This window comes from Flavobacterium sp. J27, from assembly GCF_004303025.1.
Lineage (GTDB): Bacteria > Bacteroidota > Bacteroidia > Flavobacteriales > Flavobacteriaceae > Flavobacterium.
The window spans coordinates 299,798-314,578 of record NZ_PJQW01000001.1; the positions used below are offsets into that span (position 1 = coordinate 299,798).

A 14,781-nucleotide genomic window follows, 5' to 3' on the forward strand; every position below is an offset into this window, starting at 1 on the left:
ATTCTGAAATCGAAGATTCAACGGAGTTAAATACATTCAGAATAACAATAGTATTATTTTACTACTAATTTTCTAGTAGCTGTTTTTCCTTCTTCAGTTATTTTTACAATGTAAATACCAGCATTTAAATTGCCTGTATTGAAAGTATTGTTACTTACATTTCCTTTTACTACTTCTTTTCCTAACACGTCAAAAACTTGAACAGTCATAGCTGCATTAGCATTTGAAGAGAAATTTAAGATGTTTCCAGTTAAAGGATTTGGATACATTTTTAATCCATCGATAGAATCAAAAGATTTTGTAGATAAAGTTAAATCTGTTAATGATCTAGAAACTAAATATACTTCATTTGTAGTTGGAACAATGGCAGCAGTGCTTTGACCTGCAAAACAAATAATATTTGTTGGGTTAGTTGGAATATTTTGACCAATATAATCTACTTCAGAGAAAATAGGTCTAAATGTAGTAGTTGTAGGTGCAGTTACAGGTACATTTGTATTCGTTGCAAATGTTGTGTTAGTTGCATCAAAAGTTACTCCATTAATTTGAAGTAATTCACTCTCATAATCTTCTGGTGTAGCTACAACATCTGCAATGGTAACCACTTGTGGAGTAATAGTAGCACCAGCAACTACAGATGCATCTTGAGTAGGTATAAATTCTAATAACCCATTAAAGTCATAAGCTTGACCTACTAATCCTGATAATCCATCTCCTTCGTTTCCTACTGTAATTGTACCAGCTGTATCATCAATTACAATAGCAGCAGTAGCATCTTGTATGTATTTTTGATTTCTTATTGATCTTTTGAAAGTAATGGTAGGGTTAGAATTAATTTGGTAATATCTTCCTGCTCCATTAGTAATTACGTCTGCTCTTAGAGAAGCAATGTCAGACATAACATATAAAATATCTACTGAAAATACCACATTATCTGTAACTGGTGTAGCTAATGGGTTGCCAGCATTGTCAACTAATTCTAAAGTAACGGCATAAGATTGTCCTTGCGCAACAGGAATGCTTATATCTGAAGTGTCAAATTTATCAACTGCAGTTCCACCATTTACAGTGTATTTAATATACCCGTCACCTGATCCATTAGCAACTGCAAAATTAGCAACTGAAAAAGAAACGTCTACGGATGTAGTTAATGGGTTAAAAAGTGTTGCGTTTGCAGGAGATGATATTGCTAAAGAAGGAGATGTTGAGCATCCGTTATGTGATCCAATTTGTGCCCATTCAGCATCAATAGCATATACGATCCATTCTGAAGTAGCATCGTCTGTTCCAAAAGAAGATAAGGCTACAGGATTAGGGCTACAAACCGAACTTTTTCTTACCAAAGTGTGATTCACAGTTCCGCCAGTTGTGCTGCCAACATTCCATGCTGTTCCAGGATCATTACCGATTTCTCCAATTACATCAATTACAATTCCTGATTTTAAAAGTGCTAATGCATCATCTCCGTTATAATTACAGGTAGAAGAACTAATATCTCCTGCACTTATTATTGTTGCGTTTGAAGATGAGTTATAAACAACATATACATCGCCTGATGCTAACATAGTTGATGCAGGGAATGTTAATGTATTGTTAGGTGTGCTAGCTCCATTTGCATATAGTTCTACCGAATAGCTAGCTAAATCAACTGCTGCTCCAGTTCCGTTATAAATCTCATAAAATTTATTGTTAGATGAGCCTTCAGCATACATGCTAAAATATAAATCGGTAGCTTGTCCAAATGATAAAGACGTTATAAATAAAGTAACTAAAAAGTAAAGTTTTTTCATTTTTTTTAAGTTTTTTAAATGTGAACAAATATAAGAACTATTTTCTGTTTTTTGAAAATAGGTAATGTAAAATAATAGTTAAATAAGGAAAGGTGTTGAAATGATAACTAATTGATAATTAGCTTTCTAGTTGCAGAGGTTTCGCCTTCTTTTACTTTTACAATGTAAACACCTGTGTTTAGTGCGCTAATGTTTACTTCTTTTGTAGTTACAACGGCTTCAAATACTTTTTTTCCTAATACATCAAAAATTTCAATCTTCTTTTCTAGACCTAATTTTGATGTAATATATATTTTTCCATTGTTTACTGGATTAGGATAAATAGTGAGACCCTCAATTGTAGGCTCTTGAGTGCTATTTGTACTTGAAACAATATTTTTACCATTCTGAGACCAAGAAGTTACAGAAAATAAAAGCGTACTAATAAGAATTATATAAAAGTATTTTTTTATCACTAGCATTTTGTTTAGATTGTAAATATAATATTTTTTTTTAATGCAATAACAATGCCAAATAAAAAATCCCTCATTATGAGGGATTTTTAACTTTTTATATAGAAAAACTCTATTCTCTTTTAGGGTTTTTTATATAGATTTTCTAACAAATCTGATTAGAAACCAATTGTCCATCCTGTAGACCATGTTGGTTGGTCTGCTCCATTACCAGCACCAGTATTAGAACTAACAGTTAAATAAGTAGTATTTGTTCCTGCATATTCAGACTGTGTTGTTATAGACGCACCAAAATAGATTGGATTGAATGTTACTAAACCATTATCAACATTTGTGTTTGAAGTTGGATCTTCAGCTGTAGTTTTTATCTTTAAGCCTTTATCGAAACCATCGATGTAGATGTTTTGGCAATTCCATTTACCAGTTCCTTCTTTTAAATACATACCTTGCTCAGAACCAGCTAAAGATCCTTTCAAGATAGTGAAGTTTTTTAATGTAGCATTTGTCATTGGAGTTTGAGCAAAGTTGTTTCCGTTATTTGAACCTTCAACACCAGCTTTAGCAACGTCTTTAATGTAAACATTTTCAATTGTACCGTAAAAACCATCAGCAAAATCAACTGAATCGTCTTCAGCATAAATAGATACTAAATTTTTTGCATGAACATTTCCACCGAAGAATTCGATACCATCATCACCACTGTAGTATGCTTGGATGTTTTCGAAAACTGTTCCAGAACCAACTCCAAATAATGAAACACCATTAAATTCTTTAGTTGTAGAGAAAGCAGCTCCAGTATATTCAACTCTTAAGTAAGTGATTGAACCAGAATTGTCATTATCGTCATTACCTCCATATGGTAAATCTCCAACTTCAGATAATACATTTGTTCCTAAATTTGTTTTAGCTTTTCCACAAATTACCAAACCACCCCAATCGCCAGTAGCTTTGTTTACTTTTCCACTTGTCATGATAACAGGTTGAGAAGCAGTACCATTGATGTAGATTTTTGCTCCTTGAGCTACTGCTATGTAAGAAGCAGTACCACCAGTAGCTTCAATTTTTGTTCCAGCAGGGATAGTTAATTTTCCACCTGATTTTACAACTAATGGACCTGATAATTTATAAGTTTGACTTGCATCAAGAGTAGCACTTTGATTGTTTAAAATAGATCCAGCCATATTTGTAGGGTCTATTGTTACAACAGCCGGTTCGTTTGATGTGTTGTTATCATCATCTGATGAACATGATGTGATGATTAAAGCCGAAACTGTTAATACCGATAAAAGTAATTTTTTCATTTTATTGTGTAATTTAATTGAGTTATGCAAATGTATAAGGTGCTTGTTATACCTTAATTAAGTGAATGTTATATAAATATTAAAAAAATAAGCCCTGATTTTGTTTCAGGGCTTTATTGGTAATGTTATGTTAACATGGGTTTTTAAAAAGTGTATTTCATTGAGAAACTAAATGTTCTTCCTTTTTTAAAAGAATCTACTATTATATTTTGATCTTCTTGTGTTCTTTTAATAGTTGGGTCAAGTAAGTTTTTTGCATTTAAGCCAAAACTAAGATTTTCATTTAGTTTATATTTTAAGATATAGTCTAAGCTAACAACTGAACTATCTACTAAATCTCCTTTTCCATATACTCCTAATGCATAAATACGATCTGAGAAGTAAGAAGCGGATAATGTTGTTGAAATAGATCTGTTTTTTGTGAAATCTTTATTGAAACTAAGATCGGCATTAATTAATAGGTCGGAAGCTCCACTTAGTGCAGACTTGTCATTTGTAAATTGAACTGCCATACTTGTTTCATTTGAAACTTTTTCATTACTTAGTTCTTGAGTAGTTTTTAAATACGATATGTTAAGTCCGCCTGAGAAAACTGTATTGTTCGATGTTGTAGGATTTTCTTTTGAGAAGATATTTTTTCTAACTTCTAACTCTGCTCCAAACCCTAAAGCATTATCTCCTGTATTAGCCCAAGAAATATCGTTTGTCGCTGAAGCAACGGTGATTTCGTTAATAGGATTTTGTATATACTTACCATAGCCTGTTAAAGAGATTACTTCACTTTTATTAGGAAAAAATTCCCATTTTAGATCTAAATTATAATTTGTTGAGTTGTATAAATCAGGATTTCCAATATAGTTTTGTCCAATTTCTTCAAATAAGAAAGGAGCTCTTTCTTTAAACTGAGGTAAAGTATATGTTTTACTTGCAGCTAATTTTAAATTTTGATTTTCTTTTAATTCATATTTAGCAGTCAATGATGGTAATACTTCTATTGTTTCAAATGAATTTTTGCCAATTTTAATCGAAGTATTGTAATCGATAAATTGCTTTATCATTTCGGTTCTTACTCCAGCTATAACAAACAACTTAGGTGAGAATTGATATTCAACGGCTCCAAAACCAGCTACAATATCTTGGGTTCCTCCATAAGTTTGAGGGTCTAATGCATTCGAATCGCTAGAGTTTCCTCTAAAAGTTCTAATTTCAAATAAACCAGCATTTAAGTTATTTTGATTGAAAGCATTGTCTATAAAGTTTAAATCAACTGGGTATTCAGAGCCAGGTGTTTGTGGAAATATCTTAAAATTAAATTGAGTTGCTTCAAAACTAATTTCTTTAGAACGAGCACTTCCGCCAACGATTACTTTGCCTTTAAAGTCATCTTCTTTTTTATTAAACTTGTAAGAAAATGATAAATTACCAGCAATTTCATCATCTGTTAAATCTTGATAATATCTATGACTATCAGATTGATTTAATTCTGAAAATGTCATTATTGAATTTGGGTCATTTTCATCAACTGGAACAAAAGTATTTTGCATTCTGTCTGGAATAACATTATTTAACATGTTGTAAGAAATACCCCAATCTAGTTTTGATCTTTCTCCAAAAGAGTGTTCTCCAAGTAATTGATTTATTAATAATGTAGTTCTGTCAAATGTTGAACGACGAATAAAACCTCTATCTCCTGTAGTGTTATCAAACAAACTTAATTCACCTCTATATTCTTCATGTTTTTGAGAAGATGTATTAATAAACATTGTGTTGAACTTAAGAGTATGGTTGTTGTTAATTTTATAATTAATATTACCCATTAAGTTTGTACTAGTTTGATAGCTGTATACGTTTTTGTTTAAATCTTGTAGAGCAATTCCCTGCGTTGTAACATTTCCTCTTTTAATACCCTCATAAAAGTTGAATCCATTATCGAAAGATGCGTTGAGAAAGAAACTAAGTTTGCTATTGCTTCCAATAGAATATGAGTTACCCGCTCTTAAAAATAAAGAACTATTTACTGGGGTTTCAGCATGTTTATCCCAGCTTGTAGTAAAATTGTAACCACCTAATGGATTGTTAGGTATGGATACTTTATTAAGGCCATGAAATTTTGGACCATCTTGTAGGTAGAATTTATCTTGAGAAACAGCATTACTATTTACTCCAAAACCAGTGCCAATTTCCAATAGTCCGCTACCTACATATCTTTTTGAATTAATGTTGATATTAGCACCTCCAAAATCACCATAATTTTTATAACTATAAGTTTTATCAATGCCTATATATTCTACAATGTCAGTAGAAAATAAATCTAAAGAGATATTTTTTGTAGAAGGATTGTTAGATGGTAATGGCAATCCGTTTAATGTTGTCATATTATAACGATCACCTAAACCACGCACGAAAATTCCTCCACTACCACTTCCTTCAGATTTAGAAATACCAGTAGTTTTTGCTACCGCAGCAGCTACATCGCTAATCCCTTTTTTAGAAATTTCTTCAGCACCAATAGCTTGTACAATTTCAACAGCTTTTTGTTGTTCTTGAAGTAAAGCTTGTTCACTTTCTTTAGTAACTGAATGCGTAATAACAACATCATTTAATTGTACACCACTAGCAGCTAATGTGTAATTAATTACCTTTTTTTCTCCTTTAGCTAAAGTGAAAGGAATCTCTACAGTTTCATATCCTAAATATCCAATTACTAATGTGTAATTTCCAGCCTCAAGACTTATTGAGTATTTTCCATCAAAATCAGTTGAGACACCTTTTTTCGTTCCTTTAATTATAACATTTGCATATGGCAAAGGTTCGTTGTTGTATTCTTTGTCTGAGATTACTCCGCTTACGGTTCCATTCTGAGAAAATGTTAACGTAGTTAATAGCAAAAAGCCTAGTAAAAATTTTAGTTTCATTGTGTTGTTGAATTTTGGTGCAAAGGAACTTGAAGTAGGTTACTAGACTGTTACTTAGAAATTATAAAAATGTTGCTATAAAGTTAATTAAATGTAAAGTCATTAAATTATTGTTAAGCACTTGAATCTTTTTATATTATCTTTACCTTTACGACAAAGAAACACGCATATTTTTTATGAAAAAAAAGGAAATTAAAATCTTATTAGTTGATGATGAGCCAGATATCTTAGAGATTGTAGGGTATAATTTATCACAAGAAGGCTATCAAATTATAACTGCGACTAATGGGAAAGAAGCGATAACCAAAGCTAAAAAAGAACTTCCTCAACTAATCATTATGGATGTTATGATGCCAGAAATGGATGGTATTGAAGCCTGTGAAAATATTCGAAAATTTCCAGAATTAGAAAATACCATAATTACTTTTCTAACTGCTCGTTCTGAAGACTACTCTCAAGTAGCGGGTTTTGATGCAGGAGCCGATGATTATATTGCTAAACCTATTAAACCAAAAATTCTAGTTAGTAAAGTAAAAGCGCTTTTAAGACGCTTAAAAGATGATTCAACTACCACAGACACCTTACGACTTGGAGATATAGAAATTAATAGAGAAGAATATAAAATAATTCGTCAAAACGAAGAAATTGTGTTGCCTAGAAAAGAATTTGAATTGTTCTATCTTTTGGCAACAAAACCAGGTAAGGTTTTTACCCGAGAAGAAATTTTAGATAAAGTTTGGGGTAATGAAGTGGTTGTAGGAGGAAGAACTATTGATGTGCATATTCGTAAATTAAGAGAAAAAATTGGAGACGATTTCTTTAAAACTATTAAAGGAGTAGGTTATAAGGTAGAATTTTAATGGTTATTAATTTTAAAAAATCTTACAAGTTTGCTGTTAAATCGGCTACCTATATTACTCTTTTTTCATCGGGAGTATTGTTTTTCTTTAATTATTTTTTGTTAAAAAGCAATCCATTATTTGTCTTAGGTTTTGCTTTAATCATTTATGTTTTTTCTTTTTTTGTTTTACAGTATAGGGTGGAGCGCTTTATATATAGGAGAGTAAAAAAGATTTACGATGACGTTTCACTACTTGAAAATGCTTCATTTAGAAATCAGCCAGTTACTACAGATATGGCTACACTTACTAGAGAAGTCCAAAAATTCGCTAGAGATAAAAAGTTAGAAATTGAAACCCTAAAAATTAGAGAAGAATATAGAAGAGAATTTTTAGGTAATGTTTCTCATGAGCTTAAAACACCTTTATTTACTGTTCAAGGTTATTTGTTAACCTTATTAGATGGTGCGATGGATGATAAAAATATTCGTAAGAAATATCTACAAAGAGCCGAAAAAGGTGTGGAAAGATTAATCTATATCGTAAAAGATTTAGATATGATTACTAAATTAGAAACGGGTGACCTTAATCTAGAATTATCTGAATTTAATATCGTTGAAGTGATACAAAATGTTTTTGAACTTTTAGAGATGAGAGCTTCAAAAAAGAATATTTCTTTAACTTTTGATGCAGTTTATAAGCCTATAAAAGTAATTGCCGATCAAGAAAAAATACAACAAGTAGTAACAAACCTTGTTATGAATTCCATAAAATACGGAAAACAAGGAGGAACAACGGAAGTGAGTATTGAAGATTTAGTGAATAATAAAGTGATTATCAGAATTACAGACAACGGAGAAGGGATTGAAAAACAACATATTTCCCGTCTTTTTGAAAGGTTTTACAGAGTAGATAAAAGTGGTGCTCGAAGTGAAGGTGGTTCTGGACTAGGACTGGCTATAGTAAAACATATTATTGAAGGACATAATGAGAAAATATATGTAGAAAGTCAATATGGAATAGGCTCTGAATTTTCATTTACTTTAGAAAAGACGAAATAATTTTTTCCAACTCACATCGGTAGTATAATTGCTGAAACCTCTATATAAATCTATTTTGTTTAGCTTCTCCATTTGAAAATTTTCTTGTTTACAACTTGGAGCAATACCTTCTTTTTTGAATTTTTTAGCTAAATATTCTTGCTCATATTGACCAGGAGTAGGAATAAAAAACGCTTTCTTCCCTAATTGAGCTAAGTCCATAACAGTGGTATATCCTGATCGAGAAAGAATTTTTTCACTTTCATTAAATGCAATTTCTATTTGTTCGCTATTCATAAAATTATAAAAAGTAACATTGTTCTTTTCTGTTATCTTTTGTTCATCTTCTACAATTCCTTGAATAAAAAGCGTTTTTTCTTTGTATCCTTTAAGTTCAGTTGTTAATTTTTTTTCCAATAAAGTCCTTTGTGGCTCAGGACCAGAAAGAATAATCATTAAATCATACTTTATAGGAGCGCTTTTCTTATAAAGTCGACTTAGAGGACCAATATATTTTATATTTTTAAAAGGTTCTTCCAAATGACCTAAATCTCCTGATAAATTGGGGCCTTTTTCTTTATCTGGAACCCAGCATTCAGTAAATTTTTTTACAAAGTAATGATGTAATTTTGTGGTTATCCAAGTCGTGTTACCCGTTAAAACATTTAATTGATGTGTAATAAATACAGAAGGAATGCTTTTAGAATAAACACCTAGTCTATTGTCAGAAATAATGCCTTCAATATTATATTTTGCAATAATTTTTTCGGTAACTCTTTTTTCTTGATTAATCGCTTTAACAATACTAGGTACCTGAGAAAATAATTTTAATTTAAAATTACTTCCTTTTTCAGCATAGGTTACATTATAAGAAGGGAGTTGTATATGGGTTAAATGAGGAAATTCTTTTTTTAATAAGGCAAGAGCTAAACCATCTGAAGCAATTATAGGTTCAAAATTATTTTTTTCAAGCGCTTTAATAATAGGAATGCATCTGGTAGCATGACCTAAACCCCAATTTAAAGGAGCAATAAGAATTTTTTTTGGCATCAGCGTGTAAAATTATTTTTTTAGTATCGATATAAATTGTTCGGCTAATTTATTTTCATAATCAAAATATAATTCGTCAGTATTATATTCTTGTTGTGGTTTGTATTTATAGAGTTTCCATTTTTTCTTGTTGTACTCTAAAGCAGTCAGGTTTTCTATCCAATCTCCAGAATTTAAATAAACTGTAGACCCTTTAGCTGTAGTTATGGTTTCGATTTTGGGCTCATGTATATGTCCGCAAATTACATAATCATATTGTTTTTCTATAGCTAGCTCAGTACAAACGTTTTCAAAGTTAGTTATAAATTTCACAGCCGATTTTACATTGTTTTTTATTTTTTTTGAAAGAGAATAAGGCTCTCTCTTAAATTGAACCAATACCCAGTTTAAAAAACGATTGATTAAAATTAATAAATCGTAACCCCAACCGCCTAGTTTGGCTAGCCATTTAGCATGAGTTATTGAAGAATCAAAAACATCTCCATGGAAAATCCAAGCTTTTTCATCATCTAATTCTAATACAAGTTTATTCAGTAAATGTAAGTTCCCAAGATGTAAATCGGTAAATTTTCTCAAAAATTCGTCATGGTTTCCAGTTAAATAGTACACTTTGGTCCCATTGGTACTCAAAGAAATAATTTTTTTTATCACTTTAAGATGACTTGCTGGAAAATAAGATTTTCTAAACTGCCAAATATCAATAATATCGCCATTTAAAATTAAAGTTTTTGGCTTTATAGACGATAAATATTCTAATAATTCTTTGGCATGACATCCATATGTTCCTAAATGAACATCTGAAATTACGACTAGCTCTACTTTCCTTTTTTTCATTTTGTACCAATAAAAAATATGCTTTATCTTATTGAATTAAAGTGTTTTAATAAGATAAATATCCTACAAAAGAATAAATTTTACCTTTAATTAAAGTTAATCAATCATTATCAAAACTTTATTTCATTAATTTTGTCAAAAATTAATTAGAAAAGTGGGAAGTAAAAATAAATTAAAGCGATTCAAGGAAAACGAAACTTTTGACAATGTTTTTCAGCCAACAAGAGAAGAAGTAGTTTCAAATAGTTTTGCTTTAAGAGGGAAATGGAATAGTGATTTTTTTAAAAATGAAAATCCAATTGTTTTAGAATTAGGTTGTGGTAAAGGAGAATATTCTGTTGGATTAGCTGAAAAATATCCTGATAAAAATTTTATTGGAATAGATATAAAAGGAGCGCGATTTTGGAGAGGAGCCAAAACAGCTGTAGAATCTGGGATGAAAAATGTTTGCTTCTTAAGAACTCAAATAGAATTAATAGAACATTGCTTCCATGAAAATGAAGTGGATGAAATATGGATTACTTTTCCAGACCCGCAAATAAAATATAAGCGGACAAAACATAGAATGACAAATTCTGAATTTCTACAACGCTATAAAAAAATATTAAAACCGAATGGATTAATGCATTTAAAAACAGATAGCGAATTTATGCATGGTTATACCTTAGGTTTGTTACATGGTGAAGGACATGAGGTAGTGTATGCTAATCATAATGTATATAAAAATGAAGGAGCTCCATATGAAGTAGTTAATATACAAACGTTTTATGAAAAACAGTATTTAGAAGTAAATAAACCAATTACATATATACAATTTAAGATTAAACCATAAATGGAATATTTGATCTCTTTATTATTAGGCTTTTTTATTGCTTTCATCGGGATTATTCCACCTGGAATGTTGAATATGATGGTTGCTAAGCTTAGTGTAAATGAAACAAAAAAATCAGGATTGCTTTTTGGTTATGGAGCGGCTCTAATTGTTGTTATACAATGTTTTTTAGGATTGTATTTTGCTAAATTTCTAGATAGTCATCCTGTTATTAGCGAAAACTTAAAGAAATTTGCGGTAGTAATTTTTATTGTATTAACGATTGTTTTTATTTACAATGGATTAAAAAAACCTAAGAAAGAAAAGGGGGAAGTAACCATCAAAAGCAAAAAAAATCGTTTTTTTTATGGAGTTGTATTATCCTCTTTTAATATGTTTGCGATACCCTATTATGTGTTTGCAAGTCTAACGTTGTCATCTAAGAATGTTTTTGATTTTTCCCCTTTATCTAATCTTTGTTTTATCATAGGTGCTGGGCTGGGAACCTTATTGGTTTTCTATATTTATGCGATGGTTTTTAGAAAAATAGAAGATAAAGTAGGGTTTCTAATTAAAAATATAAACTTCTTTATCGCAGCTATTACAGGTATAGTAGCAATCTCTTCTATTTATAAAATGGTAGCTTCTTAGTTTGAAAGATAGAGTTGCAAATAATGATAATTTTTTTGAAAGGGTATACGAGATTGTTCGTTTAATACCGGAAGGAAAAGTGACCTCTTATGGAGCTATTGCCAAAGCGTTAGGTGCAGCACGCTCTGCTCGAATGGTGGGTTGGGCAATGAATGCAAGTCATAATAAAGATGATGTTCCTGCCCATCGAGTGGTAAATAGAAAAGGATTGTTGTCTGGGAAACATCATTTTGATGGAACCAATTTAATGCAACAGCTTTTAGAAAACGAAGGTATACCAGTAAAAGATAATCAAATTGTAGACTTTGAGAAGTACTTTTGGGAACCTAAAATTCCAAATAATTTATAGTTAGGAAATTAGGCAAATAGTAAATGACGTTTTGTTTTCATTCTTTTGGTATACCAAATAACCACCATGTGCTTCAATGATGTTTTTGGATAAGGTTAATCCTATTCCAGCACCTTCTTTTCGGGTGGTAAAAAAAGGAAGGAAAATTTTATTCTCAATTTCAGAATCTATTCCATTCCCATTGTCAGTTATAGTAATGAAAAGTCTCTTTTCTTGAACATTGGCTGAAATAGTAATTTGTTTCTGAGTCTCATTTGTTAAAGCATACATGCTATTGGTTAATAAATTAATAATCACTTGTTCTATCTGTAATTTGTCTACCAAAAACCAATACCTGAAATCTATAGAGTTTACTACTTCAATTTTTTCTTTCTTAAATAAGGGAAGCATAATTTCTAATCCGTTATTTATAATTTCAGTCAGTTCCGTTTTTTCTTTTTTAGGAGTAGGTAGCATTGCTAATTTTCTATAACTTTCTACAAATTGCTGTAAATGATTACTTCGGTTTAACATGGTTTTGACACTTAACCTCATGTCTTCAATATCTTCTGTGGAAAGACTTTCTTGCTGAACTAGTTCTTGTAAGTTTTGAGAAAGAGAACGAATAGGTGTAAGCGAATTTAATAATTCATGAGAGATTACTTTCATTAAATTAATCCAAGCTTCTTTTTCCTTTTTGTCTACAACCTTTTGTATAGAATCTAATAGAACAATGTAATACTCTTGATTATAAGTTTTAGTTCTTGAAGTTTGCATTACAAATGTTTGTGTATCTTGATTGTTTACCCGTATTTGCAATGAAGTTTTAATTTCCGTAAAGTCATATTCTTCAATTAGTGAGCAAAGAGAAGGTAGTTGTTTTTTTAAATAGTGCCATCTAGATAATTTTGGAACTTCAAAATGAGAGGAAAAAAAATCGTTCATTAGAAAAATCACCCAATCCTGTTCTTCTTTTTGTAAAATTAAAATTCCAGTTTCAATATTGTTTAAAATGGAACGATAAATTATATCTTGGGAAAGTTGTTCTTTTTGTTTCTCTTTTAATCTCTTGTATAATTTAAAAAGAGAAGCATATTGATGATAAGATTTGTGTTTAGAAAAATCAGCTGAGAAATCATCTTGTAAGATGGCTTGAATGGTTTTATCATAAAAGAGAAATGTGTTTTTTAAATAGAGATAAAGTTCCACTAGTAATAAAAAGACAACTAGACCTGTAAAAATAGCAGTGTAGTATAGAGAAGTATATAATAGAAAAGCGGTACAACTTAAAATGATAAGAATTAGAACAATTCTAAAGAATAATTGTAGGTGTGTTTTTAATGGGGTAAACATAATTTATGTAGTGGTAATATTATATTTTTCAATTCTTCTGTATAAAGCAGCACGAGATAAGCCTAATTCTTCAGCCGATTTGCTAATGTTGTATTCATTTTTAAGTAATACCTTTTCAATAGTTATTTTTTCTATATCCGACAATTGCAAATCCTCTGTGCTTTCTTCATAAAAAGTAATTGTTTCTAAATCTAAATCAGCTGATGTAATACGGTTGTTTTCGCACAAAATTATAGCTCTTTCAATTCTATTTTCCATTTCTCTGATATTACCATTCCAAGCATGTTTCTCAATTTGTTCCAATGATTTTTCGTCAAAAGAAACGTGTTCTCTTTCATATTTAGTCATCATTTTCTCTAATAAAAATTGCGCTAATTGAATTTTGTCCTCTATTCTTTCTCGTAATGGAGGCAATATAATTTCCATAGTGTTAATACGATAAAACAAATCTTCTCTAAAGTGTTTTTCGGCAACTTCTTGTTTTAAATTTAAATTAGTTGCAGAAATAATTCTAACATCTACAGGTCTTGGTTTAGATTCACCTAATCTAGTAATGGTTTTGGTTTGAATAACTTGCAACAATTTGGCTTGCAGGTGAATAGGAACGTTTCCTATTTCATCTAAAAAAAGAGTTCCTTTTTGAGCCACTTCGAAACGACCAGGAGTATCCATTTTGGCATCCGTAAAGGCTCCTTTAGCATAACCAAATAATTCACTTTCAAAAATATTTTCATTTAAAGAGCCTAAATCAACATGAATAAAAGCGGCTTCTTTTCTCATCGAATGGGAATGAATATAACGCGCTAAAACATATTTTCCCGTGCCATTTTCTCCTAGAACAAGCACATTGGCATCTGTTTTTGCTACTTTCTCTGCTAACTCATATGCTTTTTTAATGGCATTAGAAGTACCCATAAAAAAAGAATCGGCGACGGTGTTTTGTGTTGCTTTTCTTTTATGCTTTCTCAATTCAGTAACCGCTTTTTTAACGGTTTCTAATAGCTTCTCATTATCCCAAGGTTTTAAAACATAATCGAAAGCGCCAGATTTTAATCCTTCTACTGCTGTTTCTACTTTTCCAAAAGCAGTCATTAGAATAACAATTGTTTCAGGAGATAGTTTTTTGATTTCTTTTAAAAAATACAATCCTTCTTTTCCATCTTCAAAACCGATTCGGTAATTCATATCTAATACCACTACATCTATTGTTTTGTTGGCTAGAAGTTCGATTACATTTTTTGGATTGTTCAAGGTATAAATATTTTCAAAATGCTTTTTTAAAAGCATTTTTGCTGAAATAAGAATGTCTTCTTGATCGTCTATAATTAAAATATTAGCTTGTGTTTTTTTCATTTTTCTTAGCTTACTTTGGAAAAAAGATTCAATAAAGGTACTGTTTTTTAGATTTTTCTTTTTT

At 30.5% G+C, this 14,781-nt stretch carries 13 protein-coding genes; 5 read left to right on the forward strand and 8 right to left on the reverse strand.

Annotated elements, in window-relative coordinates; genetic code table 11:
• Positions 1–53: 53 nt before the first annotated feature.
• From CX675_RS01210 to CX675_RS01225, 4 genes are all read right to left on the reverse strand, one after another.
• Positions 54–1,790 (reverse strand): T9SS type A sorting domain-containing protein, encoded by a 1,737-nt coding sequence (locus CX675_RS01210; protein ID WP_130733391.1) that lies wholly within the window; start codon positions 1,788–1,790, stop codon positions 54–56.
• A 107-nt stretch (positions 1,791–1,897) separates the two neighbouring features.
• A complete protein-coding gene (locus CX675_RS01215; protein ID WP_130733392.1) occupies positions 1,898–2,251 on the reverse strand; it encodes a T9SS type A sorting domain-containing protein in 354 nt (117 codons plus the stop codon).
• A gap of 149 nt (positions 2,252–2,400) precedes the next feature.
• Positions 2,401–3,543: a hypothetical protein gene (locus tag CX675_RS01220; RefSeq protein ID WP_130733393.1), complete on the reverse strand. Its 1,143-nt coding sequence runs from the start codon at positions 3,541–3,543 to the stop codon at positions 2,401–2,403.
• A gap of 143 nt (positions 3,544–3,686) precedes the next feature.
• Positions 3,687–6,458: a TonB-dependent receptor gene (locus tag CX675_RS01225; protein ID WP_130733394.1), complete on the reverse strand. Its 2,772-nt coding sequence runs from the start codon at positions 6,456–6,458 to the stop codon at positions 3,687–3,689.
• A gap of 176 nt (positions 6,459–6,634) precedes the next feature.
• Here CX675_RS01225 and CX675_RS01230 point away from each other — a divergent pair, with 176 nt between their 5' ends.
• Positions 6,635–7,318, forward strand: a complete 684-nt coding sequence (locus CX675_RS01230) for a response regulator transcription factor (RefSeq protein ID WP_130733395.1) — start codon at positions 6,635–6,637, stop codon at positions 7,316–7,318.
• Positions 7,318–8,358 carry a cell wall metabolism sensor histidine kinase WalK gene (locus CX675_RS01235; RefSeq protein WP_130733396.1) on the forward strand — a complete coding sequence of 347 codons (1,041 nt, stop codon included), beginning with the start codon at positions 7,318–7,320 and terminating at the stop codon, positions 8,356–8,358. The genes CX675_RS01230 and CX675_RS01235 overlap by 1 nt, the downstream gene beginning before the upstream one ends.
• Here the strand turns inward: CX675_RS01235 and CX675_RS01240 are convergent.
• Both CX675_RS01240 and CX675_RS01245 read right to left on the reverse strand, forming a co-directional pair.
• The gene (locus CX675_RS01240; protein WP_130733397.1) at positions 8,341–9,387 is read right to left on the reverse strand and encodes a glycosyltransferase; all 1,047 of its coding nucleotides are present in this window, start codon (positions 9,385–9,387) and stop codon (positions 8,341–8,343) included. The genes CX675_RS01235 and CX675_RS01240 overlap by 18 nt on opposite strands.
• Positions 9,388–9,399: 12 nt before the next feature.
• A complete protein-coding gene (locus CX675_RS01245) occupies positions 9,400–10,221 on the reverse strand; it encodes a UDP-2,3-diacylglucosamine diphosphatase (RefSeq protein ID WP_130733398.1) in 822 nt (273 codons plus the stop codon).
• 154 nt (positions 10,222–10,375) lie between these two features.
• Here CX675_RS01245 and trmB point away from each other — a divergent pair, with 154 nt between their 5' ends.
• From trmB to CX675_RS01260, 3 genes are read left to right on the forward strand one after another with little or no spacing between them, the layout of a single operon-like run.
• Positions 10,376–11,053, forward strand: coding sequence for a tRNA (guanosine(46)-N7)-methyltransferase TrmB (gene trmB / locus CX675_RS01250; RefSeq protein ID WP_130733399.1), 678 nt, complete (start codon positions 10,376–10,378; stop codon positions 11,051–11,053).
• Entirely contained in the window at positions 11,054–11,683 is a 630-nt protein-coding gene (locus CX675_RS01255; protein WP_130733400.1) for a LysE family transporter, read from the forward strand.
• Position 11,684: 1 nt separating this feature from the next.
• Positions 11,685–12,032, forward strand: a complete 348-nt coding sequence (locus tag CX675_RS01260; protein ID WP_130733401.1) for an MGMT family protein — start codon at positions 11,685–11,687, stop codon at positions 12,030–12,032.
• Here the strand turns inward: CX675_RS01260 and CX675_RS01265 are convergent, their stop codons facing one another.
• Both CX675_RS01265 and CX675_RS01270 read right to left on the reverse strand, forming a co-directional pair.
• The gene (locus CX675_RS01265) at positions 12,033–13,364 is read right to left on the reverse strand and encodes a PAS domain-containing sensor histidine kinase (RefSeq protein WP_130733402.1); all 1,332 of its coding nucleotides are present in this window, start codon (positions 13,362–13,364) and stop codon (positions 12,033–12,035) included. It lies immediately after the preceding gene.
• A gap of 3 nt (positions 13,365–13,367) precedes the next feature.
• Positions 13,368–14,717: a sigma-54 dependent transcriptional regulator gene (locus CX675_RS01270; RefSeq protein WP_130733403.1), complete on the reverse strand. Its 1,350-nt coding sequence runs from the start codon at positions 14,715–14,717 to the stop codon at positions 13,368–13,370.
• Positions 14,718–14,781: the final 64 nt, after the last annotated feature.